This is a genomic window from Enterococcus raffinosus (assembly GCF_019175485.1).
Classification (GTDB): domain Bacteria; phylum Bacillota; class Bacilli; order Lactobacillales; family Enterococcaceae; genus Enterococcus_A; species Enterococcus_A raffinosus.
This window is the reverse complement of record NZ_CP072889.1, coordinates 1,056,670-1,079,507: the sequence shown is the minus strand read 5'-3', so window position 1 is coordinate 1,079,507 and position 22,838 is coordinate 1,056,670. Positions and strand designations below refer to the sequence as shown.

The 22,838-nt window shown below is 40.3% G+C and carries 22 protein-coding genes, 2 pseudogenes and 2 riboswitches; of the genes and pseudogenes, 17 read left to right on the top strand and 7 right to left on the bottom strand.

Annotation, left to right across the window (positions count from 1 at the left end; all coding sequences use genetic code 11):
• Positions 1–60 precede the first annotated feature (60 nt).
• Together thiD and J9537_RS19810 are read left to right on the top strand one after the other, a co-directional pair.
• Positions 61–879, top strand: coding sequence for a bifunctional hydroxymethylpyrimidine kinase/phosphomethylpyrimidine kinase (thiD, locus tag J9537_RS19815; RefSeq protein WP_218257472.1), 819 nt, complete (start codon positions 61–63; stop codon positions 877–879).
• A complete protein-coding gene (locus J9537_RS19810; protein WP_218257471.1) occupies positions 869–1,417 on the top strand; it encodes an ECF transporter S component in 549 nt (182 codons plus the stop codon). Before thiD ends, J9537_RS19810 begins: the two co-directional genes overlap by 11 nt.
• Positions 1,418–1,535: 118 nt before the next feature.
• On the opposite strand, the gene J9537_RS19805 is transcribed toward J9537_RS19810, so the two are convergent.
• On the bottom strand, positions 1,536–1,928 hold the full coding sequence (locus J9537_RS19805) for a nuclear transport factor 2 family protein (protein ID WP_218257470.1): 393 nt from the start codon (positions 1,926–1,928) through the stop codon (positions 1,536–1,538).
• 186 nt (positions 1,929–2,114) lie between these two features.
• On the opposite strand from J9537_RS19805, the gene J9537_RS19800 reads away from it, so the two are divergent.
• The 7 genes and pseudogenes from J9537_RS19800 (at position 2,115) to J9537_RS20845 (ending at position 8,796) form a co-directional block, all read left to right on the top strand.
• A complete protein-coding gene (locus J9537_RS19800) occupies positions 2,115–2,855 on the top strand; it encodes a LytR/AlgR family response regulator transcription factor (protein ID WP_218257469.1) in 741 nt (246 codons plus the stop codon).
• Between the two features lie 15 nt (positions 2,856–2,870).
• The gene (locus J9537_RS19795; RefSeq protein ID WP_218257468.1) at positions 2,871–4,265 is read left to right on the top strand and encodes a sensor histidine kinase; all 1,395 of its coding nucleotides are present in this window, start codon (positions 2,871–2,873) and stop codon (positions 4,263–4,265) included.
• 110 nt (positions 4,266–4,375) lie between these two features.
• Positions 4,376–5,449 carry a CPBP family intramembrane glutamic endopeptidase gene (locus J9537_RS19790; protein WP_218257467.1) on the top strand — a complete coding sequence of 358 codons (1,074 nt, stop codon included), beginning with the start codon at positions 4,376–4,378 and terminating at the stop codon, positions 5,447–5,449.
• A 312-nt stretch (positions 5,450–5,761) separates the two neighbouring features.
• Entirely contained in the window at positions 5,762–5,908 is a 147-nt protein-coding gene (locus tag J9537_RS19785) for a hypothetical protein (protein ID WP_010743752.1), read from the top strand.
• 516 nt (positions 5,909–6,424) lie between these two features.
• On the top strand, positions 6,425–7,954 hold the full coding sequence (locus tag J9537_RS19780; RefSeq protein ID WP_218257466.1) for an ABC-F family ATP-binding cassette domain-containing protein: 1,530 nt from the start codon (positions 6,425–6,427) through the stop codon (positions 7,952–7,954).
• A 251-nt stretch (positions 7,955–8,205) separates the two neighbouring features.
• A pseudogene (locus J9537_RS20850) lies at positions 8,206–8,337 on the top strand (helix-turn-helix domain-containing protein); the annotation flags it as partial.
• Positions 8,338–8,451: 114 nt separating this feature from the next.
• Positions 8,452–8,796 carry a hypothetical protein gene (locus J9537_RS20845; RefSeq protein WP_311855567.1) on the top strand — a complete coding sequence of 115 codons (345 nt, stop codon included), beginning with the start codon at positions 8,452–8,454 and terminating at the stop codon, positions 8,794–8,796.
• Positions 8,797–8,839: 43 nt separating this feature from the next.
• Here J9537_RS20845 and J9537_RS19770 read toward each other — a convergent pair whose 3' ends face one another.
• Positions 8,840–9,280: a hypothetical protein gene (locus J9537_RS19770; RefSeq protein WP_218257464.1), complete on the bottom strand. Its 441-nt coding sequence runs from the start codon at positions 9,278–9,280 to the stop codon at positions 8,840–8,842.
• Between the two features lie 163 nt (positions 9,281–9,443).
• Between J9537_RS19770 and J9537_RS19765 the strand changes: the two genes are divergently transcribed.
• On the top strand, positions 9,444–11,015 hold the full coding sequence (locus J9537_RS19765; protein ID WP_218257463.1) for an Nramp family divalent metal transporter: 1,572 nt from the start codon (positions 9,444–9,446) through the stop codon (positions 11,013–11,015).
• 40 nt (positions 11,016–11,055) lie between these two features.
• Here J9537_RS19765 and J9537_RS19760 read toward each other — a convergent pair whose 3' ends face one another.
• On the bottom strand, positions 11,056–11,772 hold the full coding sequence (locus tag J9537_RS19760) for a DUF5131 family protein (RefSeq protein ID WP_218257462.1): 717 nt from the start codon (positions 11,770–11,772) through the stop codon (positions 11,056–11,058).
• 133 nt (positions 11,773–11,905) lie between these two features.
• On the opposite strand from J9537_RS19760, the gene J9537_RS19755 reads away from it, so the two are divergent.
• The 3 genes from J9537_RS19755 (at position 11,906) to J9537_RS19745 (ending at position 14,316) form a co-directional block, all read left to right on the top strand.
• Complete coding sequence (locus J9537_RS19755) at positions 11,906–12,175, top strand: hypothetical protein (RefSeq protein WP_010743760.1); 270 nt, start codon at positions 11,906–11,908, stop codon at positions 12,173–12,175.
• A 42-nt stretch (positions 12,176–12,217) separates the two neighbouring features.
• Complete coding sequence (locus J9537_RS19750; protein WP_218257461.1) at positions 12,218–13,138, top strand: DNA/RNA non-specific endonuclease; 921 nt, start codon at positions 12,218–12,220, stop codon at positions 13,136–13,138.
• A gap of 161 nt (positions 13,139–13,299) precedes the next feature.
• Entirely contained in the window at positions 13,300–14,316 is a 1,017-nt protein-coding gene (locus tag J9537_RS19745; RefSeq protein ID WP_218257460.1) for an LPXTG cell wall anchor domain-containing protein, read from the top strand.
• A 39-nt stretch (positions 14,317–14,355) separates the two neighbouring features.
• Here J9537_RS19745 and fsa read toward each other — a convergent pair whose 3' ends face one another.
• The gene (fsa, locus tag J9537_RS19740; RefSeq protein WP_010743763.1) at positions 14,356–15,003 is read right to left on the bottom strand and encodes a fructose-6-phosphate aldolase; all 648 of its coding nucleotides are present in this window, start codon (positions 15,001–15,003) and stop codon (positions 14,356–14,358) included.
• A 240-nt stretch (positions 15,004–15,243) separates the two neighbouring features.
• Here fsa and J9537_RS19735 point away from each other — a divergent pair, with 240 nt between their 5' ends.
• Positions 15,244–15,615 carry a YxeA family protein gene (locus J9537_RS19735; RefSeq protein WP_010743764.1) on the top strand — a complete coding sequence of 124 codons (372 nt, stop codon included), beginning with the start codon at positions 15,244–15,246 and terminating at the stop codon, positions 15,613–15,615.
• Between the two features lie 76 nt (positions 15,616–15,691).
• Here J9537_RS19735 and J9537_RS19730 read toward each other — a convergent pair whose 3' ends face one another.
• Both J9537_RS19730 and J9537_RS19725 read right to left on the bottom strand, forming a co-directional pair.
• Positions 15,692–16,117 (bottom strand): universal stress protein, encoded by a 426-nt coding sequence (locus J9537_RS19730; protein ID WP_028020691.1) that lies wholly within the window; start codon positions 16,115–16,117, stop codon positions 15,692–15,694.
• Complete coding sequence (locus J9537_RS19725; protein ID WP_028020690.1) at positions 16,107–17,690, bottom strand: Nramp family divalent metal transporter; 1,584 nt, start codon at positions 17,688–17,690, stop codon at positions 16,107–16,109. The genes J9537_RS19730 and J9537_RS19725 overlap by 11 nt, the downstream gene beginning before the upstream one ends.
• A 463-nt stretch (positions 17,691–18,153) precedes the next feature.
• Positions 18,154–18,320, top strand: a riboswitch (M-box (ykoK) riboswitch).
• Positions 18,321–18,403: 83 nt separating this feature from the next.
• On the opposite strand from J9537_RS19725, the pseudogene J9537_RS19720 reads away from it, so the two are divergent.
• The 3 genes and pseudogenes from J9537_RS19720 (at position 18,404) to J9537_RS20740 (ending at position 21,200) form a co-directional block, all read left to right on the top strand.
• Positions 18,404–19,527: pseudogene (locus J9537_RS19720) on the top strand (LCP family protein).
• A gap of 90 nt (positions 19,528–19,617) precedes the next feature.
• A complete protein-coding gene (locus tag J9537_RS20745; RefSeq protein WP_060789657.1) occupies positions 19,618–20,301 on the top strand; it encodes a helix-turn-helix domain-containing protein in 684 nt (227 codons plus the stop codon).
• Positions 20,238–21,200, top strand: coding sequence for an IS3 family transposase (locus J9537_RS20740; protein ID WP_245001366.1), 963 nt, complete (start codon positions 20,238–20,240; stop codon positions 21,198–21,200). The genes J9537_RS20745 and J9537_RS20740 overlap by 64 nt, the downstream gene beginning before the upstream one ends.
• A 230-nt stretch (positions 21,201–21,430) precedes the next feature.
• On the opposite strand, the gene J9537_RS19710 is transcribed toward J9537_RS20740, so the two are convergent.
• Positions 21,431–22,321, bottom strand: coding sequence for a LysR family transcriptional regulator (locus J9537_RS19710; RefSeq protein WP_028020855.1), 891 nt, complete (start codon positions 22,319–22,321; stop codon positions 21,431–21,433).
• Between the two features lie 300 nt (positions 22,322–22,621).
• Positions 22,622–22,788, top strand: a riboswitch (M-box (ykoK) riboswitch).
• Positions 22,789–22,838: the final 50 nt, after the last annotated feature.

Here is a 22,838-nt window from a genome sequence, read left to right as displayed (position 1 = left end):
GCTGTTTTCAGCTGAGAATCAAAAAGCTATGCTATAAAAAAACAAATGGAGCGTTTCTATATGAAAAAAGTTGCAACCATCGCCGGCTCTGATGCTACAGGCGGAGGCGGTTTAGAAGCAGATTTAAAAACCTTTGAAGAATTTGGTACCTTTGGTTTGGCGGCAATCACTTCGATTGTTACCTTGGAACCAGAAACTGGTTCGCATCATTTACACACCCTTCCATTAGAGCTGATTCAAGAACAAATTGCCTCTATCTTTGCGGGACCGATTGACGCGATCAAAACTGGCCTGCTGCCATCGCAGGAAATCATAAGTCTTGTTAATGAGATTCTTCCGAAAGATATTCCACTGATCGTTGATCCCGTTATTGGCGGCAAAGGAACCCAAGACTTTATTAAAAATGACCAAGTTCAAGCATTACGGGAAAATTTATTGCCCCAAGCACTAATCACAACCCCTAATTTACGAGAGGCTGGTATTTTATCCGAATTGGGTGAGCTTACTTCGGAAGAACAAATGAAGAAAGCTGCAAAAAAAATTGCTTTGCTTGGGGTCAAGCATGTCGTAATCAAAGGTGGTGCACGTTTGGCTTCGAAAGAAACCTTAGACTTGCACTATGATGGCAGAAATTTCCAGCGCTATCCGCATCCAGTCATTGACACACCGTTTAATCATGGTGCCGGCTGTACTTTTGCCGCAGCCATCACTGCAGCAATCGCAAAAAACTATCCCGTTGAGGCTGCCATCAAGCAAGCGATTGATTTTGTACAGGCCGCGATCACAATGGGTGAACAAATCAATCCATATGTAGGACATGTTTGGCATGGCGCCTACACCCACGGAGAAAAACGATTGGAGTATTCAGATGAACAGTGATAAACGAATTCAAAACTTAGTCTTGGTCGCGCTCTTTGCGGCACTTACCTTGATGGGAACCATGATCAAGATTCCCTTGCCGACTGGCGCCTTCATTCATTTCGGCAACTCAGTGGTGCTTTTAGCTGTTTTATTAATTGGTTATTGGCAAGGCGCTTTAGCTGGCGGGATCGGTTTTTTTGTCTTTGATATTTTAAATGGCTTCGCCGCGGAGGCTCCTTACTTTTTAGTAGAAAGCTTTGTGGTAGGCGCTGCTGCTTACGTTGCCTTTTCTGTCTTTAAACGCAAGCCTACTCACATTTGGCAGGTTATCATTATCGGAATTTGTGCTGGTATTGCGAAATTCGTCATGTCGGTCATTAAAGCAACAGTGATGGCAATGATCGCTGGGGCACAGCTGAAGCCTGCCTTCTTCGCTGCATTAGCCACTATGCCCGCTACGGTCATAAATATTTTTTCAACGATTCTAATCGTAAGTCTCGTCTACTTCCCATTAAGACGGGCCATGCAGTTGATTTTTCATAATCAACCTGTCTAATTTATGCTATAATAGATGTCCTTGGCAGGGGCGAAAGCTAAAAATGCGACCTGAAATTTTCAATAATTTCAGGTCGCATTTTTAGCTTTTTTGTATGCAACTGGCTGAAAAACATATATCAATTTTTACATTTTGCAGAATCCTCCATCATCGAATCCAACTGCTTTTTTGAATCACAGAAAACTTGCCATGTTTTGATTTGCTGCCCTTTAGTTTCCACCTTCCATGCAGCTGGAAAAGCCCAATGATTCTCAGGTTTTCCTAAATAAGAGCCACTGGCCTTACCGATTATCATCGTAAATCTCTCATTCGCTGCATAATCATCAATTTCAATACGGTAGTCTGGAAACCACTCAAAATACCCTTGCCAGCCTAGCTTCATCGCTTCTTTTCCTTCTCGGTCACCATATGTATCAATGAATTGAAAATCCTCCGCCATCTTCTCAATGATCTGCGGAAGATTTTGCTCGTTGATCGCTGCAATAAATTCCTCAATTACCTTTTGTTCCATGCCTACTTCCTCCTATAACCTTTTATGCTTCTAGTATAGCAAGAAAGGCAACGTACTTTTGCTGAGCCCTTTAACGAATCTTCAATAATCATGATAAATATTTCATAAAAAGAGCATTTTTCTCATTTGAATTAGTGTATATTGTAAGTATTCTGTAAAAAATCTTTTAAAAAAAGGAGGATGTTTATGATCTCTATCCACATCTGTGAAGATGATCCAACTATATTGACTTTTTTACAGAAAAAAATTACCGATATTTGCATGATCGAGGACTACGATTTCACAGTAGAGACCGTCACTACCTCTCCTCAAGAAATAATAGCCGCACTCTCCTCGAATCCTAGACAAGGCATCTATTTTCTAGATGTTGATTTAAAAGATGAAACAATGAATGGGTTCGAATTAGGAAAACAGATTCGCTCACTGGATACTCGTGGTTTTATCGTATATGTCACGTCTCATTCGGAGCTTTTAACTGAGACGTTCAAATATCGGTTAGAGACGTTGGATTATATCCCCAAAGAAGATGAAAAGCATATGCTGGAAAGAATTGCTTTATGCCTTGCAGATATTAACGAACGCTGCAAAAATGACAAGCGTGAGAAAAAAGAATTTTTCGCTGTTCAGCGGATGAATGAAACCTCTTATGTTCCGCTGGAGGACATTGTCTATTTTGAAACTTCAACGAAAAAGCACGTTCTAAATCTCGTGGCGGAAGGGGCTTTTATTGAGTTTTACGGTAAGCTTGCAGATATTCAGGAGCAGCTAGGCGAAGCGTTCGTTCGCACCCATCGCTCCTATCTAGTTAATCGTTCGTTTATCTCAGGGATAAATAAACAAAAAAAATTGATTCATTTAACAAATGGCAATACTGTTTTGCTTTCACGTACTAAAAAGAATGAGATTTTAGCGCTTTTGGAAGAGTAAGGGAGGAATACACATATGACTGAATTTTTACTGTTTCTAAAATCAATTCCTTTTCATGCCCCACCCCTCTTGGCGACAGATCTTATCAGCTTTTTCTTTCTAATAAAGGTATTTAATTTACACGTTGAGGGTAGGAAACAGCGGGCAGTCAACCTGTTTACCATAGGCAGCTTTTCAATCGTTCAATCCGTTTTTGTTTTTCTATTGAGTGACAGCAGCTTAACGTTGTTAGCACGAATAGTAGTCTTTTCCATCTATTCTGCCTTTTTTGTTTTCGCTATGTCTCTATTGATTCATTTAAACACTAAACATTTTCCATTGTATAAAATCATGATGCTCTCCATTTTGATTTTGCATCTGAACATTCTGGTAGAAATGATTTCGGGCTTTTTCCTGCTTTTAATTGTTCTGATTACTAATCAGGGCGACATTCTACCAATCAGCAATGCATTTGCTCCACTATTTTTTTATCTATTTGACGCCCTTCTTCTTTTTGGGGCTTTTGTTATTCTTTTGCGTACTCGTTTTTCTAATTACCTGTATGAAATTTTTGAGCAACGCTCACTATGTATCAAGCTTTGCTGGGTGGCGGCGGTAATTCAAATTGCTTCTTACTCTCTTCTGCATGCTGCGAAAAATACGCTGTATTGGAGTCTTGCGATTTCTGGCATTATCGTGATCAGCTTCCTACTTTGTCTGTTTTTAATCGCGGTTTATTCAAGAAATTTAAGTAAAACATTGGAGCTTAAACAATCTCGTCTGTTGCTTTTGCAGCAGCAAGCCTATATGAAGCAGTTAGAAGCCATTCAAAATGAGTTGCGGACGATTCAGCATGATCATAAAAACCTTATCACCGGACTTTACCTCCACGCAAAAGACGGCGATACTAAGGAAATTCAGCGCTATATTGAGAAATTCTTGTTAAACATGGATGAAGGAATTCAAGAACAAATGAAATGGAGCAACCAATTAACCAGCATCGCTTCCCCAGAACTCAAGGGACTGCTGCTTTCTAAAATGCTTTTAGCACAGCAACACGATGTTTTCTTTAACTTGGAAGTCGCTACAACGGTAGAAGAGATCAAAATGGCCACCAATGATTTTATTCGTTGCATGGGTATTCTGTTGGACAACGCAGTGGAGGCGGCTCAATGTGAAGACGAAAACCGTCGAGTTGACATTCTTTTTTACAAAGAAGAGGACAAATTGACCCTTGTGGTGAAGAATCCCTGTCAAGAAAAGGTCAATCTCGCCAAAATTAGGAATCGTGGTGTCTCTACGAAAGGAAGCGGCCGCGGTTTAGGCCTGTCCATTTATCAAGAGGTTGTTCAAAAATACAACAATATCTTAAGTGAGACGAAGCAGCAAAATGGTGAGTTTATCCAAGAACTAGCGATATTTGACACTTAATAACCGTCGTTTAGGACAAAGAATCAACCGTTTAGGAAGAATGCATCGCTAAGGATGACTTTTCCTATATCCTTACTTTTGTAACATAATTTTTATGAAGGAGTGAAAAAATGTACGAGGATGAACAGAATGAAAAAAAGCAGTTGACCATTTTTTCTGCAATTGCTTTTGGCATGCCTGTCATTATGGGGTTGTTTATGTGGTATGGCTATAGCCAAGGGGAAAATATTGATTTATTTTCTATGACTCATATGTACTATCCTGCTGCTGGAGCGATGATCGCCTTGATGATTGGCGGAAGAGACAATAAGCTTTTGCCTAAACCTTTCTTTATTTGCTATTTATTGCAGACTGTCGTGATGATCGGCTTCAGCTTAATGGGGCTGTTTACCGATAGTAAGGCTCTCGTTCAACAAGCAAGTATCATTATGCTGGTGGGTGGCCTGCTATTGCTGATTTGCTTAGGAATCGCCAAAAAGGAACGACGTGCGGCTTATGGGTTGAGCCGAAAAAATTGGAAAGCAACGATAGGAATGGTCCTGCTGTATCTCATTTTATACGTTGCACGAATGCTGGTCGCTTTTCTTTTTGAAGGTGGGATAGACCCATTAATCAAGACCTTCTCAGATTCAATGACCTGGATCGCTCTTTTTTCAACATTGGCTTCTTATATTCTTTTATTCGTCCCTTATTTTGGCGAAGAATACGGTTGGCGCTATTTCTTCCAGCCAATCTTACAAAAAAGATATGGCTCGATTAAGGGCGTTTTACTTCTCGGACTTCTTTGGGGGTTGTGGCATTTACCATTGAATTTCTTCTTTTATACGTCGCCAGCGGACGGCATTATTTCAGTAACCAATCAGGTTGTTGTGTGTCTGGCATTGGGAATCTTTTACGCTTATGCCTACATGAAGACCGATAACATTTGGACAGTTGTTGCGATGCACTTCTTAAATAATAATTTAGTACCGATTTTTTCTGGCGATTTAACTGGAGAATCAATGAAGGGTTACAGCATAACTTGGAATGATGTAGCACTTATGGCCGTTATCATGACCCTCTTTTATGCTTGGCCAGCCTTGACAAAATTCTTTAGAGATCGCAGGAATCTCAATCCAACACCTGAACACCGAGCGGATCAGGTAGCCTATAGCTTAGAAAATGAAAAAGATATGATTGGGTAAAACATACATTCCATAAAATAGTAACCTTAAAAACGCACCTTCAAAAAGTTAGAGCGATGGTCTAATTGATTGAAGGTGCTATTTTTATTAAAAAAAGCCTTTCGATTTCACCTGATTTGTCCCCCCACCCATTCCTCCTTTCAACAAGTGACCTTCTACTAACCAACGACTTCACTATTGACTCTGTTCGTTCAAAATCTAAATAATTAAAATAATTTATGAATACAAAACTCTTTTATTATTATATTTTAATGTGTTATACTTTTAATTGTAATCTTGTTATTAAATAAAAGAAGGAGAGGAGGAAAAGACATGACCTTTTTCGAACAAGAAAAGCCTTACCGTGTCACATTTGATCTGGAAGAAAACATCTTCATTGTTTATTCTACTCTTACTGGTCAACAAGGAACTGGAATCACCATTGAACAAGCGATCTATGACTTAAAAAAATCTGCCTAAGGAGCGCATCTCTCAATGAATGAAGCCTATAATTAAAAGCCTCTGCTTATGAATGGAAAGCAGGGGCTTTTTTGTGTCTTCGTCTTACATAATTGTTCGTTCATGATAAGGTAAATCCATGTCTTCTTCTGCTTGATTCAAGCTATACTAAAGCAACAAAAAAATACGGAGGTTGAAAATCATGAAAAAAATGTTATTTCCATTCTTCGCAGTAAGTTATTTCTTGGCTCATATGACGTTGCATCTGACCCTTCATCCCATTCATTGGGTGGCTGGTTTGTTTAATTAGTGAGGAATCGATATGATTGAATTAATAATTGACTTTTTTATCAGCTTAATCAGCTGGAGCGTGGAATTTTTTGGACAAATGATTGATATCATTTCGGATATTATTGTCTATTTATTCTCTGCCCAGCTTTAAAAATTCCGGAGTCCTTAAAAAAAGGGCTCTTTTTTTCTTGACTATCCCCTTCTTTTGTTAGAAGATGAGAGTTTGAGTAAGAAAGTAGGAGAAACATGAGTATCTTAGATTTAACAGGCATCGCCCAACAATTTGGCGACAAAATCCTGTATGAGGATTTAGAATTACATTTGAATAAAGGGGAACACCTTGGGCTGATTGGACAAAATGGCGCAGGAAAAAGTACCTTGATTAAAATCATTACCGGAGAACAGTTGCCGGATGAAGGCACCATTTCCTGGCAAAAAAATATCCATGTAGGGTATTTAGACCAATACGTTGAAGTTGATCCAACCCTGTCTATCAAGGAGTTCTTGAAAACCGCCTATGCGGCAGATTTTGAAAAAGAAGCAAAAATCGGGTCGCTTTACATGGCCTACAGCGAATCTATGGATGATAAGCTGTTAGAAAAAGCGGGGCGCTTACAGACAGAGTTAGACCAAGGAGATTTCTATCAAATTGATACCTTGATCGCTGAAATGAGCAGCGGATTAGGCTTAGATGTTTTGGGTATGGACACCCCGCTGGAAGACTTGAGCGGCGGACAGCGTTCAAAACTGATTTTAGCAAAATTATTGTTGGAAAAACCAGATGTATTGATCTTGGATGAGCCGACAAACCATTTAGATGATGAGCATGTTGCATGGCTGAGTCAGTTTCTTCAAGATTTTGCCGGTACCTTTGTGGTGATTTCTCATGATCGTGATTTTTTGAATCAAATTACCACGCATATCGCCGACATTGAATTTGGGAAATTGACCAAGTATACAGGCAATTTGACGAAGGCTCTAAAACAAAAAGAACAATTCCAAGAAACCTATATGAAACAATACGCTGCACAAAAACGTCAGATTGAAAAAACAGAAGCCTATATTCGCAAGTACAAGGCCGGTTCACGTTCAACAATGGCGAAAAGCCGTCAAAAGCAATTGGATAAGGTGGAACGTTTGACTCCACCCTCTTCCAACGCAGTGGCTCACTTTGAATTTCCTTATGCGCCGATTGTAACAACACTAGCACTTGAAACTACTGATCTTGAGATCGGCTATCAAAAACCGCTGTTGGCTCCCATCAACATTACTTTACGTTATGGGGAAAAGGTCGCGATTCGTGGATTTAACGGAATTGGTAAGTCCACTCTGCTGAAAACATTGATTGGAGCAATCCCAAAAATAGCGGGTGAATTCCATTTTCCAGCCAATACAAAAATTAATTATTTTGAGCAGGACCTGCAATGGGAGAATCCGTACCAAACACCGCTGCAATATTTAAGCGAACATTTCCCAAAAGAAACCGTGAAAGAATTGCGGAAGCATCTTGCAAAAGCAGGGTTGCCAAATCAACTCGCTCAGGAACCACTTAGCACCTTAAGTGGTGGAGAACAAACCAAGGTCAAGCTATGTCAAATGACCATGCAAAAAGGCAACTTATTGATTCTCGATGAACCAACCAACCACATCGACCAAGCCACAAAAGATAGTCTGCGTGAAAGCTTGGCAAACTTTGCCGGCACCGTTATCGTCGTTTCCCATGAGGAAGGTTTTTATCAGGATTGGACCGATCGTGTGATCGAGATCAGTCAGTAAATAATCTACTAAATTAGCCTATAAGAATTGCTCCAGCAACTGCTCCTATTTCTAGGAAGAATTGCTGGAGTTTTTTTCGTAATTTGATTCAAGAAAAATTTTGAGAGAAGCTCCTCGTTTTTCTATCCACGATAAAACGGGATGTGATACTATTTAATTAGTAATACTAAGGCTCAACTGTTAGTTGAGGGCTTTTTTCACGCGTTCAATCAAAGGTTGATTGCCTATTGTATATCTTGGAGGATAAACTAATGGTAGAGATCGGAACAACTATCAAAGAATTGAGACAGGCTAAGAGAATGTCCCAAAAAGAGCTAGCAGAGCATCTGCACGTTACACCTCAAGCCGTGTCCAAGTGGGAGCTTGGCAAAAGCTATCCTGACCTAGACACTTTGCTTCAGCTGAGTGACTTTTTCCATATCTCGACAGATAAACTGCTGGGGAATGCTTCACCATCATTCCTCGAGGCCCTCTTTTCAAAGAAAGGAAACAGGACTATGAAAAAGAATGCCCCTGAATCAAAACCAGAGTATCCAAAAGGACCCGTTCCAAAAGCGATAAAGGTAGAGAATGCCGCTAATTATCTAATGATCACTTTTGATAATGGAGAAACGCGCTACTTAAGATCCCATTACCTTGATGACTACTTAGATGCCTATTCTCTAAAAAAAGGACGAGGTAAGAGACGTTTATTTTTCGGCGGTGGGCCATCAACGATGTGGCTTGGCACTGAAATTGAGATCTTAGAGGATGGTACAGTCCTTTTATTCGGCAAAGACCGTTATTCTCCTCAAGAACTGTGGTATGAAAGCCGGTCTAGAGCCATCGATCTATCAGAATAATGGAAAAAAGGGCTTCCCATTTCGAAGCCCTTTCATATTGTCTTTATAACCATTGAAGTTCTTTACATTCCTTTAACGTCAAGCCAAAACTTTCGTAATTCTCCATCACGTGCTGACGTAAACTTGGATCTTCCGTCCCCTCTTTGATCAGCACATCAATTCCTGCTGGTGTAACTAAAGACTTCTCAAACCGAATGACCAATAGATCTCCCTTCATCGTTACGACTTTCCAATGACTACTTAATAATCTCAACATACCGACTCCACGCCAGACAAACTGATCTCCCGCTAAACGATCGATTCCTCTAATCTGCTTCGTTTTTCCGTTGGCTTCATATTCCACCAGATCAAGTAGCTCTACTGTCTTTTTCTCCGTTCGTTTGTAAGTGATTCGCGGATGTTTTCTTTTCTCAGACAACCACATAGGAAACGTCGTACCTTTGATTGTCCAAGTGCCATCAAGCTGCGTCTGCCATTTTTTCATGCTTCCACCTCAGTTTCTTCTTTTTAGTGTAAAATACATTCGATTTTCACAAAAGAAATATGCTTTTTCGTAATTTTAGGCATGCCGAATCTTTTTCTTTTCATTTCCTGATTTTGGGTGTATGATTGCTTCGTAGAAAAGTTTATAGAAAGGTGGGAGCTTTTTGAGTAAAAACAAACATCCCATTTTAGAACATACAAACGGACTTTCTTTAGAGGAGGTCAATGGTACGATCAAGGTACCGAAAGGAAAAAGTTTCTGGCGGACATTGCTCGCCTATTCAGGACCGGGGGCACTCGTTGCTGTCGGGTATATGGATCCAGGAAACTGGTCAACTTCGATTACCGGTGGGCAAAACTTCCAATACCTTTTAATGTCAGTTATTTTGATTTCTAGTTTAGTGGCGATGCTTTTGCAATACATGGCGGCTAAACTAGGAATTGTTACTCGCATGGACTTAGCGCAAGCGATTCGCGCGCGAACCAGCAAATCATTGGGGCTTGTTCTTTGGATATTGACTGAGTTGGCGATTATGGCAACAGACATTGCGGAAGTAATCGGAGCTGCCATTGCCTTGTATCTCTTATTCAATATTCCGCTGGTCATCGCTGTCTTCATTACTGTTTTTGATGTCTTTTTACTACTGCTGCTGACAAAGGTCGGCTTTCGGAAGATCGAAGCGATTGTCGTTTGTTTGATTTTTGTGATTCTTTTCGTTTTTATTTATCAAGTGGCCTTGTCTGATCCTAACTGGGGGGATGTTTTAAAGGGCTTTATCCCGACAAGCGAAACATTCGCCAATGATCCTGCAATTGGTGGGCAAACCCCGTTAACAGGAGCCTTAGGAATTATCGGGGCAACGGTTATGCCCCATAATTTGTATCTTCACTCCGCGGTTTCACAAACTCGCGAAGTCGATCATGACGATGAAGAAGATGTTGCAAATGCGGTTCGTTTCACCACTTGGGATTCGAATATTCAATTGTCTTTAGCCTTTTTAGTCAATGCGCTCCTATTAATCATGGGGGTGGCAGTCTTTAAAACAGGCACTGTCAAGGACCCCTCATTCTTTGGTCTCTATGAAGCCTTGTCAAATCCAGCTACTATGAGCAACGGTATTTTAATGAGTGTCGCAAAAACTGGCGCACTTTCCACCTTGTTCGCCGTTGCATTACTAGCCTCAGGTCAAAATTCGACGATTACTGGTACCTTAACTGGACAAGTAATCATGGAAGGCTTCGTCCACATGCGGATGCCAATCTGGCTTCGTCGTTTGGTTACTCGTCTAATATCGGTCGTGCCTGTATTGATCTGCGTGCTGCTTACTCGTGGCGATACAGTGGTTGAAGAGCATGAAGCCTTGAACAATTTAATGAATAATTCGCAAGTCTTCTTGGCCTTTGCCTTGCCTTTTTCTATGCTGCCGTTGTTAATGATGACCAATAGTAAAGTCGAAATGGGCGAACGGTTTAAAAACAAACGAATCATTCAGTTCCTCGGTTGGGTCTCAGTGGTGGGTTTGACGTATCTGAACTTGATTGGCTTACCTAGCCAAATCGAAGGCTTCTTCGGTGACAATGCCACCGCAATGGAACTCGCAACTGCCGATACCATTGCCTATGTTTTGATTGCCGCAGTATTGGCTCTGCTAGTATGGACAGTCGTTGAACTACACAAAGGCAATAAACGTGTTGCATTGGCTGCTAAAGAATTAGATGAAGATTTATCGGAATAATAAAAAACAGAAATCCCTATTTAACAGGATTTCTGTTTTTTTATTTGCTTGGATACCAATTAATGTCGGCCTTTTTCGCTTGTGAGAAAAGTTGGCGATAGGTTAATTTATAGTCGTTTCCATCCTTGATGAAATGGGTGCCGCATTGACGAAATTCAAAGGGAATGTTCCGTGTAATGGCTTCCTCCCTCACCTTCAAAATCCAATCATAATTCAAGGGTCGAGCATTTCTATGGTACTCTCCGCCTGCCACCACTAATTCCACATCGTCGAGATAATCATTGATGGTCACTTCTTCAATCAAAGGTTGGCAGATAATATTTTTATGCTTAATCGGCAGCTGCTGCAGCAAGGACAATCGTTGATTTGCGCGCGTCTGGTTTTCTACAGATACACCGATGGTCACATTGTCATAGCCATCGCCCCAATCCTCAGGAATTACGTCCATTAACCGTTCAATGCGCTTCGTTAAGAAAATGAACTCTAAATCTTTCCGTTCTTTGATCATCTGCCAGCAGTCTTCACGCCACGGATCCGCTTCTTCAATCAAAAAATCACTGGAAAAGCAGACGTAAACCTTTTGCCCACCCTTCATTTTGTAGCCATTTTTCGTTTTTTTGATCGGCGCATCAAATTGAGCAGATTTTTCAATCTTGCTTGTATCAATCGCCCGTTTTTTGTCACCTTCATGAATAAAACAGTATTTACAGCCCTCGCTAACGCGGCGACAGCCTCGCCACGGGTTCCACATTGCCATGTGCTCACCTGCTTTTTTCTTTTATCTTATCAAATATACGTTTGAAAGTGCGAACTATTTCTTTATCAAAGCATTAATTGCCTAAAAATGCTAAAATCAAGCTATAGATTTTTATAAAAAAGGAAGTGATTTTTTGGAAGAATATCGCGGCTTATTAGAAAAAACGATTTTACTGCAAGAAAAGCCGATCATGATGTCTTTGTTGATTATGAGTGATGGCGAGAACAAAACAGAGGTCTTGATCAAAGACCGCTATTTATCAAGCTACGTTTTCCGTCTGCCGGAAAATAAATATAGAATTCATATCGAGGGGCGTCGGAATAAACGAAATCAGCTTGTTGCCAAGCACTTTGAGATCATGAATCCTGATGAATATATCAAGATTATCGGTGCACCAGAATAAATCGAGCAACGCAAAGATAGTAAAAGAATAGGAGCAATTCCCTTGTCAAAGAAAACTAAACTAGTTGCTGCAATCGTGATTGCGGCAGCTAGTTTCGCTGTGTATAGCGTAAAAGATCAGTTTCAAGATACAAAAACAACGTCACCTACTGCCTCTCAAACACATGTAATCTCTGGGCAGGAGGATTTAGCCAAACTTGAATACGAAGGCACTCAAACCATTGAGATTAACCAAAACAAACCAACATTTTCCAAAGAAGACCTTTCCACTGAAAAGGGGCCTTGGGAAAAATACGGAGATTTAGATTCTTTGAATCGAGCAACAGCTGCGGAAGCATTATTGAATAAAAAGTTAATGCCAACAGAAAAACGGGGAGAAATTTCCAGTGTGACGCCTACTGGATGGCACAGTAAAAAAATCAATGGCCAATATTTGTACAATCGTTCTCACCTGATCGGTTATCAGCTAAGCGGAGAAAATGCCAACTGGAAAAACTTGATTACTGGCACTCGCCAGTTAAATAGTCCCGAAATGCTGCGGTTTGAAATGGATATCAAATATTACCTCGAGAAAAGTACGAAAAATTATGTCCGCTACTCGGTTGTTCCCGTGTTCCGTGGAGATGAATTACTTGCTCGTGGCGTTCATATGATGGCGCAATCAGTTGGCAGTGACGCGATTCATTTTAACGTGTACATCTTTAATGTCCAAGAGGGCGTCACTTTGAACTATGCGGACGGAACCAGTACCCTTGCAAAAACAGTAAGCACCCATACTTCGTCCTCTGCCCCATCTTCAAGCAAGGAATATGTCGATAGTAACGGAAAAGGATTGATCAAAGGCTCAAAAAGCGGAGTCTATCATCTGCCAGGTAGTAAGTATTACGACAATACCACAAATCCCAAGGCATGGTTCAAAACCATTGAGGAGGCAAAAAAGGCGGGGTATCGGGCACCAAAATAAATTTTGAAAGAAAATTCACACTTTTACTTTACAGATACATTTCTTATGTTACAATATTGTTACGAAATAATTAAAGATATTCTTCAACTCCAGTATGCTCAGAAGTGAGTGGTTGAGTATCGCATAAGAAATGAGTTCACATCATTAAAGGAGTGAGATTTTTGAAAAAAACATTAGTAGCTTTATCATTACTCGTTCTATTCCCCATCAGTGCCTATGCAGAAACTGAAAGCTCCACTGTGTCAGACAACGCGGCTGTAGCTTCAACCGAACAATCAGCACCTGTCCAAGATCAAAGCGCCGACAATACTGTGGTTGACTCAAGTGCACCAGCTGATGCAACTATGGACAGCGGCACAGAAAACAGCGAAACAAAAGATGTTCAGAAAGCACAGGATAAAACCGTTGATCAAATTGAAAAGGAAACGGGCGTGAAAAAGAGCAGCGACCCTATCGGGAATGAACAGGATACCGATAAGATTCGTGAGATGCTGAAGGACGAATCAATGAAGAGTATCATTTCATCTAGCGAAGTGGATGGCTATACCGACCAGCAGTTATTAAATGCTATGACAGTTTGTGTTAGAATCAGCACAGACACCTATGGTTTAGATGTTGGCGGCTATGCTCGGATTCTTCAAGCACTTTACAAAGACAACACCCTATCTTGGGATAAAATCCAAAATATCTTAAATTACAATCCTAGTAATTACACCAACGCGATTGAAATGGCGGACCAAATTGACAGTTTGCAGGCATATTTAGCCGCGCTTTATCCAAGTAACAGCTCATTCATGCCGATTCGTCAAATGAGCAATCAGGAATTAACCAATGTTCTGAAACACATTTCACCAATTCAAGAAAAGATGATTGGTACGGACGGCGACTTTTTCCCAGGCATCATCGCTTGGATCGCACGTTATTCGAAAGATGACGCTATTCGCAATGGTACAGCTGCGAATACAACCACCAGCACCACGGAGGAATCTACGACAGCCTCAACGACTCAAAGTGCTGAAAATAAAGCACCAGTAAAAAATGATACTGACAAAAAAGACGACAAAGGCGGCTTCCTACCAAAAACCGGTGAAGAGAGAAGAACCTGGTTGACGGTTGCTGGGGTAATTATTTTGGCCCTTATCGCTTTTATTATGATCCGTCGCAATCGTAAAAAATAAAAAAATCAGTGAGCGGAAGTCCTTCGCTCACTGATTTTTTTATTTTGATTGAAACGCCTGCCAATCAGCTTCGAATTGAGCGATGCCATTGGTAGTCAAGGGATGGCTCCACAATTTCGGGAACAGGCTGCCTGGAATCGTTGCAATGTCTGACCCAGCTAACGCCGCTTCTTCCACGTGACCTAGATGCCGAACACTCGCCGCAATAATCTCTGTATCAAAATCATAAATATCAAAAATATCTCGTAAATCACTGACTAATTGGATTCCATCTGAAGCGATATCATCCAAACGTCCTAAAAAGGGACTGACATAAGTGGCGCCGGCTTTTGCTGCCATTAAGCCCTGCGCCGCTGAAAAAATCAACGTCACATTGGTTTTGATTCCTTCTTTTGAGAGGGTGTAGACCGCTTGTAGGCCTGCTTCGGTCATCGGGATTTTAACGACGATATTCTTCGCCCATTGACTGATTTCTCTCGCTTCGCGAATCATCCCTTCACTTTCCAGCGAAGTGACCTCCGCACTGACTGGTCCAGGTACCAACGCACAGATTTCTTTGATAACCGTCTCAAAGTCTCTGCCCTCTTTTGCGATAATCGTTGGGTTTGTTGTGACACCATCCACCAAACCCAGTCGATTGATCCGCTCAATTTCTTCAATATTTGCCGTATCTAGAAAAAACTTCATGTTCTCCTCCTATAATAGGTCGTTCCATCAGCAACAGTCACATTTGTACCTAGCTAACAACTAAAAAAATAAAGCGTTTTCTCTCCTATCTAGAGTATACCACTCTCCTCTCCTCCTTCAACTTTCAGCTTAACGTTGTGACAATTTTGTTCGTTTCAGATAGGTCCCTCGCCCGATTTTCGAAAGAACGTTTCTTGATACGCTATATGTATCAACAATGAAAGGAAGGTCATACTACTTATGATCAAAAAAATATTAGGCGTTATCGCCTTCATCACCATTTTACTCTTTGGATCGATGCTCTACTCAAAAAACTCATCCAGCGAGATCGCTGGGGTTATGGATCAGCTAAACCCATTAGTAAAGGAAAGTGAGCTCTATGTAAAGACAACAAAACCACAATCTGTCAATGAATATGGGACAGCCAGCTACCAGCAATTAGCAGCCAATAAAGAGGGAGAGACACGGACGATTCAATTTAACGGCCTCTCTGAATTAAAAACCGATCGTTACCTGAAGCTAACAAATAAAGGTGCTCATGTAGAAACTTACGAAGAAGTTCGCAGAGATCAAGTACCGGAAAAAGCTTTAAATGAAATTGATCCGCGATAAAAGAAAGGTTCGCCTGTTTTTAGTAACAAGCGAACCTTTTTTCTGAATTCTTGCCTTCTTGTGTAAAGCCTTCGGTCTAACGAATGATCATTGTTGAGACTTTTGCGTATCTGGCCATATAAGCGGCCTGACTTCCGAAAAAGTCTCTGATTTTACTCGTTGACTTTGAACCAATGACTAACAGATCCGGCTGATTTAATGGGATAAATTTATTAACGATCAATTCTCCGGGATTTCCTTTATTCACGATCGTGGTTACATGTACCACACCCGAAGTGAGCGCCTCCTGTTTGTATTTTTCACTTCGCTCTCTTAAATCATTTAGCTCCTTTTCCCAATAATTCTTATCTAAAGACTGATAAACATTGATAATTTTTTCCTCCAAAATAGAAACAATAATTAGTTCGGCCATCTCTTGACGTGCCTCCTGAATAGCAAAATGAAATGCTTTTAGCGCATCTGGACTCTCGTCTACGCCAACCATAATCTTCCTAAAGCTCATCGTCATGCCTCCTTTCCATACTTTTCCGCCTCAATTGCTGGGCATAACGCCTATCTCCTTTATATAGCTCAACAATGGTCCAAATAAGAACAAGAAGAACCGCGACAATGATTCCATACGCGAGATTGTCCGCGAACTTAAACTGCTCTTTTGTGGGTGTATCGCCAAAAAAGCCTTCAATTTGATTTGGAAGTCCCTTCATATTTAGAAAAATCAACCCAAGAACGGATAGCCAGCCTAGAAACTTTACTAGCCAAGAATTTTTGAACCGTTCTCCCATCTCTACATGACTGTCTGTAAATATCAATAAGGGCAACATGGAAAATGGCAAAGCAAACGCCAGAAAAACTTGTGAATTATTCATTAGATTATTAATCGCAAGGTGCTCTTCCACTTCACTTTTTCCACTTGTCATATACACACAGATTAATACAGGAATGACAGACAGTAATCGAGTGACTAGCCGCCGCAACCAGATAGGTACTCGCATATGAACGAATCCTTCCATAATAATTTGTCCTGTAAGCGTCCCAGTAATCGTTGAATTTTGACCAGAAGCCAATAAAGCAATTGCGAAAAGAATGGATAGTATTCCAGAGGTTGCTATGTGAGCCAAAATGGCATTATTCATGACATTGGGATCTGATAAGGCTTTAAACAAACCGAAAAATGAAGGATCCTTGACACTGCCCGTTTTGAAAACCGCTACGCCCATAATCAGGAGCAAAGAGTTGACAAAAAAGGCCATTATCAGCTGTATATTAGAGTCCCATTTTGAAAAACGCAAGGTACGGGCAATATCCTCTGGATCATCGTGATTAATCTTGCGACTTTGCACAATGGATGAATGCAGATAAAGATTATGCGGCATGACGGTTGCGCCAATGATTCCTAGAGCTCCTGTTAATGGCGTTTGTCCTGCGACTGCATGATTTGTAGAGAACGCTTCTGCACTTGGCACCAATCCTTTGATCACATCTCGCCAAACTGGTTTTGACAACGCTACCTGATAAGCAAAAATAATGAAAATGACGACAATCAACACCACAACGATCGCCTCGATTTTCCTAAATCCGATTTTTGTTAATAGCAGCAGTAACAAGACATCAAAAACGGTAATGAATACCGCAATGAATAATGGAATATGGAATAACAGATAAAGAGCAATGGCTCCACCAATAACCTCTGCGATATCCGTTGCCATAATGGCCAACTCCGTTAAAAGCCAGAGTACGATGCCCAACGGTTTGCTGGTTCGCGCCCGAATCGCCTGTGCCAAGTCCATTTGAGAGACGATCCCTAGCTTGGCAGACATGTATTGCAAAAGCATCGCGATCAAACTGGACATGAGAATGATTGACATCAATAGGTATTGAAAATTCTGGCCGCCAGTAATTGAAGTCGACCAGTTGCCGGGGTCCATATAGCCGACGGCAACAAGAGCTCCTGGTCCAGAATAGGCGAACAAGGTTCTCCAAAAATTCATGTTCTTAGGAACTTCAATGGTTCCATTAATTTCTTCAAGTGATGGTCCGTTTGCATACTCAACTAAATGATGTTTTGTGTGTGACACACTCCGTTTACTTTGCTGTGGATCATTCAATCAAATTCCTTCTTTCAAAAACGGCTTCTTAATTATTTTAGGCAACCCTAAAATATCGCAAGTGACGTGTTTTCGCAACAAGAAGATTTGTACAATGACCTTCTGTATCAGGCTTTTTTTAAAGGAGTTACGTTATCCCATGTCTATTCCTTTTCAGTGAAAATCATTTCTTTATGATTTGTTTCAACTCTTTTCGCTCCTAAAAGACGGCCTTCGCTAACACTCCTTCCTAAATACGAAATAATCGTTATTTTAAAAAATATTATTGTATATTCTTGTTCTTTTATCTTTCTCATTACGGATTTTTCGTAAAGACTTTTCACCTATTTAATAATGTTTATTTAATAATGTCTTTTATAAATATATTGTTAAGAAAAACGATTCAACTGTTTTATTTGATCTCTCCTCGTTATTATATGTTCAGTTGACAGCTTAATTATCTTGTTAGGTGAGGCTTCTATACAAACATAGGCTATTGCGCAAAAACATCGAAAGATGCCAATGTGTAAAACACGAATGGTCGAATTAAGGCTCTTCTAAAAATAGCTAAGAATTTTCTTTACGTTGTATAGTGCTAAAACTCAGACGATGAGAGGACATGAAAGGACAGCCTTCTTATTGTGTGTAAGAAGGCTGTCCTTTTTGTTAATATAAACAATTTTAAATTGAAAGGAAGATTTATCATGAAACGCGTGCAAAAAATAATTTTACTTTGTCTAACGGCTATCCTAATGTGTACCATTTCTGTCTCCGCCTATTTCTTATTAGCCAATCAGCATTTAAAAAAAGCTCTGGCTAACGGCTATCACCCCATAAAAAATGAGTATCAAACACAAAGCAAGCAAGATAGTGAAGCTTTTTTGATTATGGGCTTAGACAACACCATTGAAAGAAAGCTCGGCACCACTCGAACGGATGCCATGATGGTTATCACCATCAATAATAAAACGAAAAAGCTTACCTTCTGCAGTTTGCCGCGAGATAGCTTTGTACCTATTGAGGCCAAGAACTACCACGGCAATCAGCGGATCGAAGCCGCCTATACCTTTGGCGGGCCGACTGCATCTGTCAATACGGTAGAGAAGCTACTGAAGATTCCGATTGCTCATTATTGCGTGTTTAATTTCTTATCCTTTATTCAGTTTATTGATGCCATTGGCGGGATCGATATCAATGTTCAGCATTCCTTTGATGGTGTAACAAAAGACGGTCCAGGGGCCATCCACTTCGATGAAGGGAAACAGCACGTTGATGGAACAAAGGCTTTATCCTATGCACGAGAACGTCACAGCGATAACGATATCATGCGGGGCTTTCGCCAGCAAGAAATTATCCAGGCGGTGGGAAAGAAATTAAAGTCAAAGGATACCGTTAAAACCTTACAGGAATCATTGACTCGTTTGACAACAATATCCAAACCAATATTACTGGCAATCAGCTAATAACACTGATGAAAAATAGTTTGGCTTACAGCGATTATGACAAACAACGGCTCACCTTTGATTGGCGAACCTTCAGTAATCAGGGGCGTAGTATGGTGGAACTATACCCAGACAGCATTCGCTACGTCAGTCATGAATTGAGAGTAAGTCTTGGAATAGATAAAAAGAATGAACAAGATAAGAAGGACTTTGTCTTCCAAACAAATGGGAATTACCTCTATCAAAGCGACTATTCTGTTCAGGATGAAGCCTCTGAAGAGAAGGAATCTACCTCTCATAACGGCAACACTTATATTGGAACACCGGGAAATACTGAGACGGGTTCGCTTCCGACTGTTAAAACGAAAAATGGCTTTGTTCCTTGATAAGGTGTTAACTAAAAAGCGTATGCGTTCTGATATGCTACCCCTAACTAGGACAAAGAAATAATTAAGTCCTAGTTAGGGGTATTTATTATGGGAAAAAGACAGATGAAACTTACTGTGGAAAAACGAGTACAGTTTGTTAAGCAGTATTTGAATGGAGAACGAGGATCAGCTCGAACCGCTAAAGAAGCTGGAATTAGTTCCACTACGTTGAAACGATGGTGCGCAATTTATGAAAACGAAGGTCCTGCTGGGTTGATTGCCACAAGAAAGAATAAGGGATATTCAAAGGAACTAAAACTTGAAGCCGTTCTTGATTATCTGAATGGCTCAGACAGCCTATTGAGAGTAGCTAAAAGATACGAATTAAGAAGTACAACTCAACTTCGAGACTGGATTAAGAGATATAATACTCATGGAGACTTCAAATCAGAAAGTGGTGGAAGCAACGTGAGACAAACAAAAAAATTCAGTTTGGAAGAACGTGTAGAAATGGTCCTGTATTGTATCGCAAATGACTATGATTACAGCAGGACCGCAGTCAAATACCAAGTGAAATATGCCAATCTCTACAATTGGGTAAAGCGTTACGAAAAAAAAGGCAAGGCCGGTTTAGAAGATCGTCGTGGACAACGAAAAGCCAAACAAGAAAGTCGCACCCCAGAGGAAGACGCGCAAATCAGAATCGCTCAACTCGAAGAACAAGTAAAATACCAACAGATGGAGATCGACCTGTTAAAAAAAGTAAAGGAATTAGAAAGAAGGGATCGCTAGGACAAGTCAGAAAAGTAGTTGCTTACGAAGCAATCAAAGAACTTCACGAAGAAAAAGCCTATGCCATCTTACCCATGTGTAAAATCATGAGTGTCACTCGTTCGGCTTATTTGCGGTGGATCGAACATCCCTATAGTGAACGGACGCTAGAAAACATGGAATTGGCGAAAGTTATACGGATCATTCATAATGAACATCCTGAAAAAGGGTATCGCGGGATTAATAATGACTTGCTTCGAGAACACGATATTCATGTCAATGACAAACGCGTGTTGCGTATCTGCCGACATGAAGGGATTCAGTCGACCATCAAACACTCTGCCAACAGTATTACAAAAGGAGCGAATCATCCCTACCACACCGCCGAAAACATTTTAGATCGTAAGTTTACTGCCGAAGCGCCGAATCAAAAATGGCTAACGGATGTAACGGAATTCAAATATTATGAGGGACCAGAAATCCACAAGGTTTATTTAAGCGCGATTTTAGACCTCTATGATCGTCGGATTGTTTCTTACGTCATTAGTGATACCAATGACCTGAATATTGCCTTTGATACCTTCGATCAAGCAATCGAAACAGAACCTGATGCTCACCCGCTCTTTCATAGCGATCGTGGATTCCAATATACGCATCAGAATTTTTATAACAGAATCATTGAAGCTGAAATGACGCAAAGCATGTCTCGTGTTGGAAAATGTATCGATAATGGTCCGATGGAAGGGTTTTGGGGAATGATCAAACGAGAAAAATATTACGGCAAGAAATTTACGAGTCGTACAGAACTAGTCACGATGATTGCGAATTATATGGACTATTACAACAATGGGCGCTATCAACGGAAATTGCATGTGTTGACACCGATGGAGTATCACAATCTGTATTACGAAGCAGCCTAATCATTCGTGCGTTTCAAACATAAAACGTCCTTTGTTTTGTGTTTGAAACGCATGACCAACCAAGCGGCAGCGCGGTAGTTGTTTCTTAGAAAAGTTAAAAACTACTCTTCAAGAAGCGAAGAGTAGTTCTAAAAATCATTCATTATTTCATTGTCCTATTGACGGGTAGCCCACCATTCTTTGATTAAGAAACGTATACGCTTTTTGCTGTCCTTTGCTGGAGGTCAAATTTATTCAGACCGATTTCTTCCTTTCATCTCAATTTCTTTGAATATCTGCTTTAAGTCGTTTTCTACTTCTTCAATGTCAAAAGCAGGAGCGCTTGTTTTATTTTTGTATAAATAGAACTCTAAGTTTAATCCATTGGGCAATGACAGGAAGTGAATCGATTCCCTTGATAACAATTCTTTTTCAATCGCATGAATCACGAACACCCCTTTTTTCTCCTTCAACCACTTATGAATCCCCAAACTGTCTGGGCAATAGAGATACTCAGGTGTAATACTGAAGAAGTCCGCTGTCCGTTGTGTTAATTGCTGATGGCCAAGGTGATCGCTCAAAACGATGAAGGGTATTTTTTCTAGATCTTTGGCGTCAGCTTGATTTAATTCATTTTTTACTAGGGAGGTATTTGCGGCCAAAACTACTTTTGATCGAATCAATGCCGTTCGCTCAAATTGAGGATCTTCCACCAAACTGCTAGTAATCACCAAATCTACTTCCCTGTTTTTTAATTGATTGAATAACTCTAATGGAGCAGCATTCACATAACGAATCGTGTAATCCACCTCTTTGCATGCACATTCTCCAGCTTCAAAAATGAAAATAGATTCGCTGATGCCTACTTTAAAGATTGGTCGATCAATCATTTGATAGAGCGGAAATTGAATCTTCTTAGCTTCATCAATGATACGTTTGACTACAGGGAGGATTTTCTCTCCTTTTTCACTTAAAATCAATTTCTTTCCTTGACGAAGAAATAGATCATAGCCGAGTTCGTTTTCGAGACTTTTCAATGCTGAGCTTAATGAAGAAACTCCTACATAGAGTTCCTGAGAAGCTTTAGAAAGACTGCTATATTTAGCGATAATATAGAAATACTCTAATTTTTCGATTGACATTTTTTCACATCCAAACATGTAGTATTTTAGGTCAACCTAATTTTGCTCCTCTATAGGCCAAACAATCAAGAAAGAACATTAAATAACAGATATTCTTTAACAGAGGTTAACGTTTGATCGCTTTTTTTCTGAAATTTGAAGGAAAACGTCTTTCATGAATCTGGAATGCGATTCCTTAATAAACGAAAAGGTGTAGAAACCCTTTGTTCCCAATAGCTCACTCTTGCTGCTTATTCATCAATAAGCTTTTCTCGATTGCTTTCCCCTTTTTCACGAGTATGATGGGTTTGCACAATAAAATAAAAATCATATTAGGTGAGGTTACTCTGAAGAACATAGGTTATCGCTCGGAAATGTCGAGAGACAGTAACGAGTAAAGCAGGGATTGTCGAATGAAGGCTTTCTCAAGATAACTAGAAACTTTTCTTACGTCTCAGAAAGCCAAAGCTCAATGAACGTGATTTCCTGATAAAATTAGTTATTCGGTGACCTCCTTAATATGATTATTTAGGAGGTT

Excerpts from the sequence above, each read along its gene's own strand:
- thiD (WP_218257472.1), top strand. The coding sequence starts at position 61 with ATGAAAAAAGTTGCAACCATCGCCGGCTCTGATGCTACAGGCGGAGGC.
- J9537_RS19810 (WP_218257471.1), top strand. The coding sequence starts at position 869 with ATGAACAGTGATAAACGAATTCAAAACTTAGTCTTGGTCGCGCTCTTT.
- J9537_RS19805 (WP_218257470.1), bottom strand. The coding sequence starts at position 1,928 with ATGGAACAAAAGGTAATTGAGGAATTTATTGCAGCGATCAACGAGCAA.
- J9537_RS19800 (WP_218257469.1), top strand. The coding sequence starts at position 2,115 with ATGATCTCTATCCACATCTGTGAAGATGATCCAACTATATTGACTTTT.
- J9537_RS19795 (WP_218257468.1), top strand. The coding sequence starts at position 2,871 with ATGACTGAATTTTTACTGTTTCTAAAATCAATTCCTTTTCATGCCCCA.
- J9537_RS19790 (WP_218257467.1), top strand. The coding sequence starts at position 4,376 with ATGTACGAGGATGAACAGAATGAAAAAAAGCAGTTGACCATTTTTTCT.
- J9537_RS19785 (WP_010743752.1), top strand. The coding sequence starts at position 5,762 with ATGACCTTTTTCGAACAAGAAAAGCCTTACCGTGTCACATTTGATCTG.
- J9537_RS19780 (WP_218257466.1), top strand. The coding sequence starts at position 6,425 with ATGAGTATCTTAGATTTAACAGGCATCGCCCAACAATTTGGCGACAAA.
- J9537_RS20845 (WP_311855567.1), top strand. The coding sequence starts at position 8,452 with ATGAAAAAGAATGCCCCTGAATCAAAACCAGAGTATCCAAAAGGACCC.
- J9537_RS19770 (WP_218257464.1), bottom strand. The coding sequence starts at position 9,280 with ATGAAAAAATGGCAGACGCAGCTTGATGGCACTTGGACAATCAAAGGT.
- J9537_RS19760 (WP_218257462.1), bottom strand. The coding sequence starts at position 11,772 with ATGGCAATGTGGAACCCGTGGCGAGGCTGTCGCCGCGTTAGCGAGGGC.
- fsa (WP_010743763.1), bottom strand. The coding sequence starts at position 15,003 with ATGAAGTTTTTTCTAGATACGGCAAATATTGAAGAAATTGAGCGGATC.
- J9537_RS19735 (WP_010743764.1), top strand. The coding sequence starts at position 15,244 with ATGATCAAAAAAATATTAGGCGTTATCGCCTTCATCACCATTTTACTC.
- J9537_RS19730 (WP_028020691.1), bottom strand. The coding sequence starts at position 16,117 with ATGAGCTTTAGGAAGATTATGGTTGGCGTAGACGAGAGTCCAGATGCG.
- J9537_RS20745 (WP_060789657.1), top strand. The coding sequence starts at position 19,618 with ATGGGAAAAAGACAGATGAAACTTACTGTGGAAAAACGAGTACAGTTT.
- J9537_RS19710 (WP_028020855.1), bottom strand. The coding sequence starts at position 22,321 with ATGTCAATCGAAAAATTAGAGTATTTCTATATTATCGCTAAATATAGC.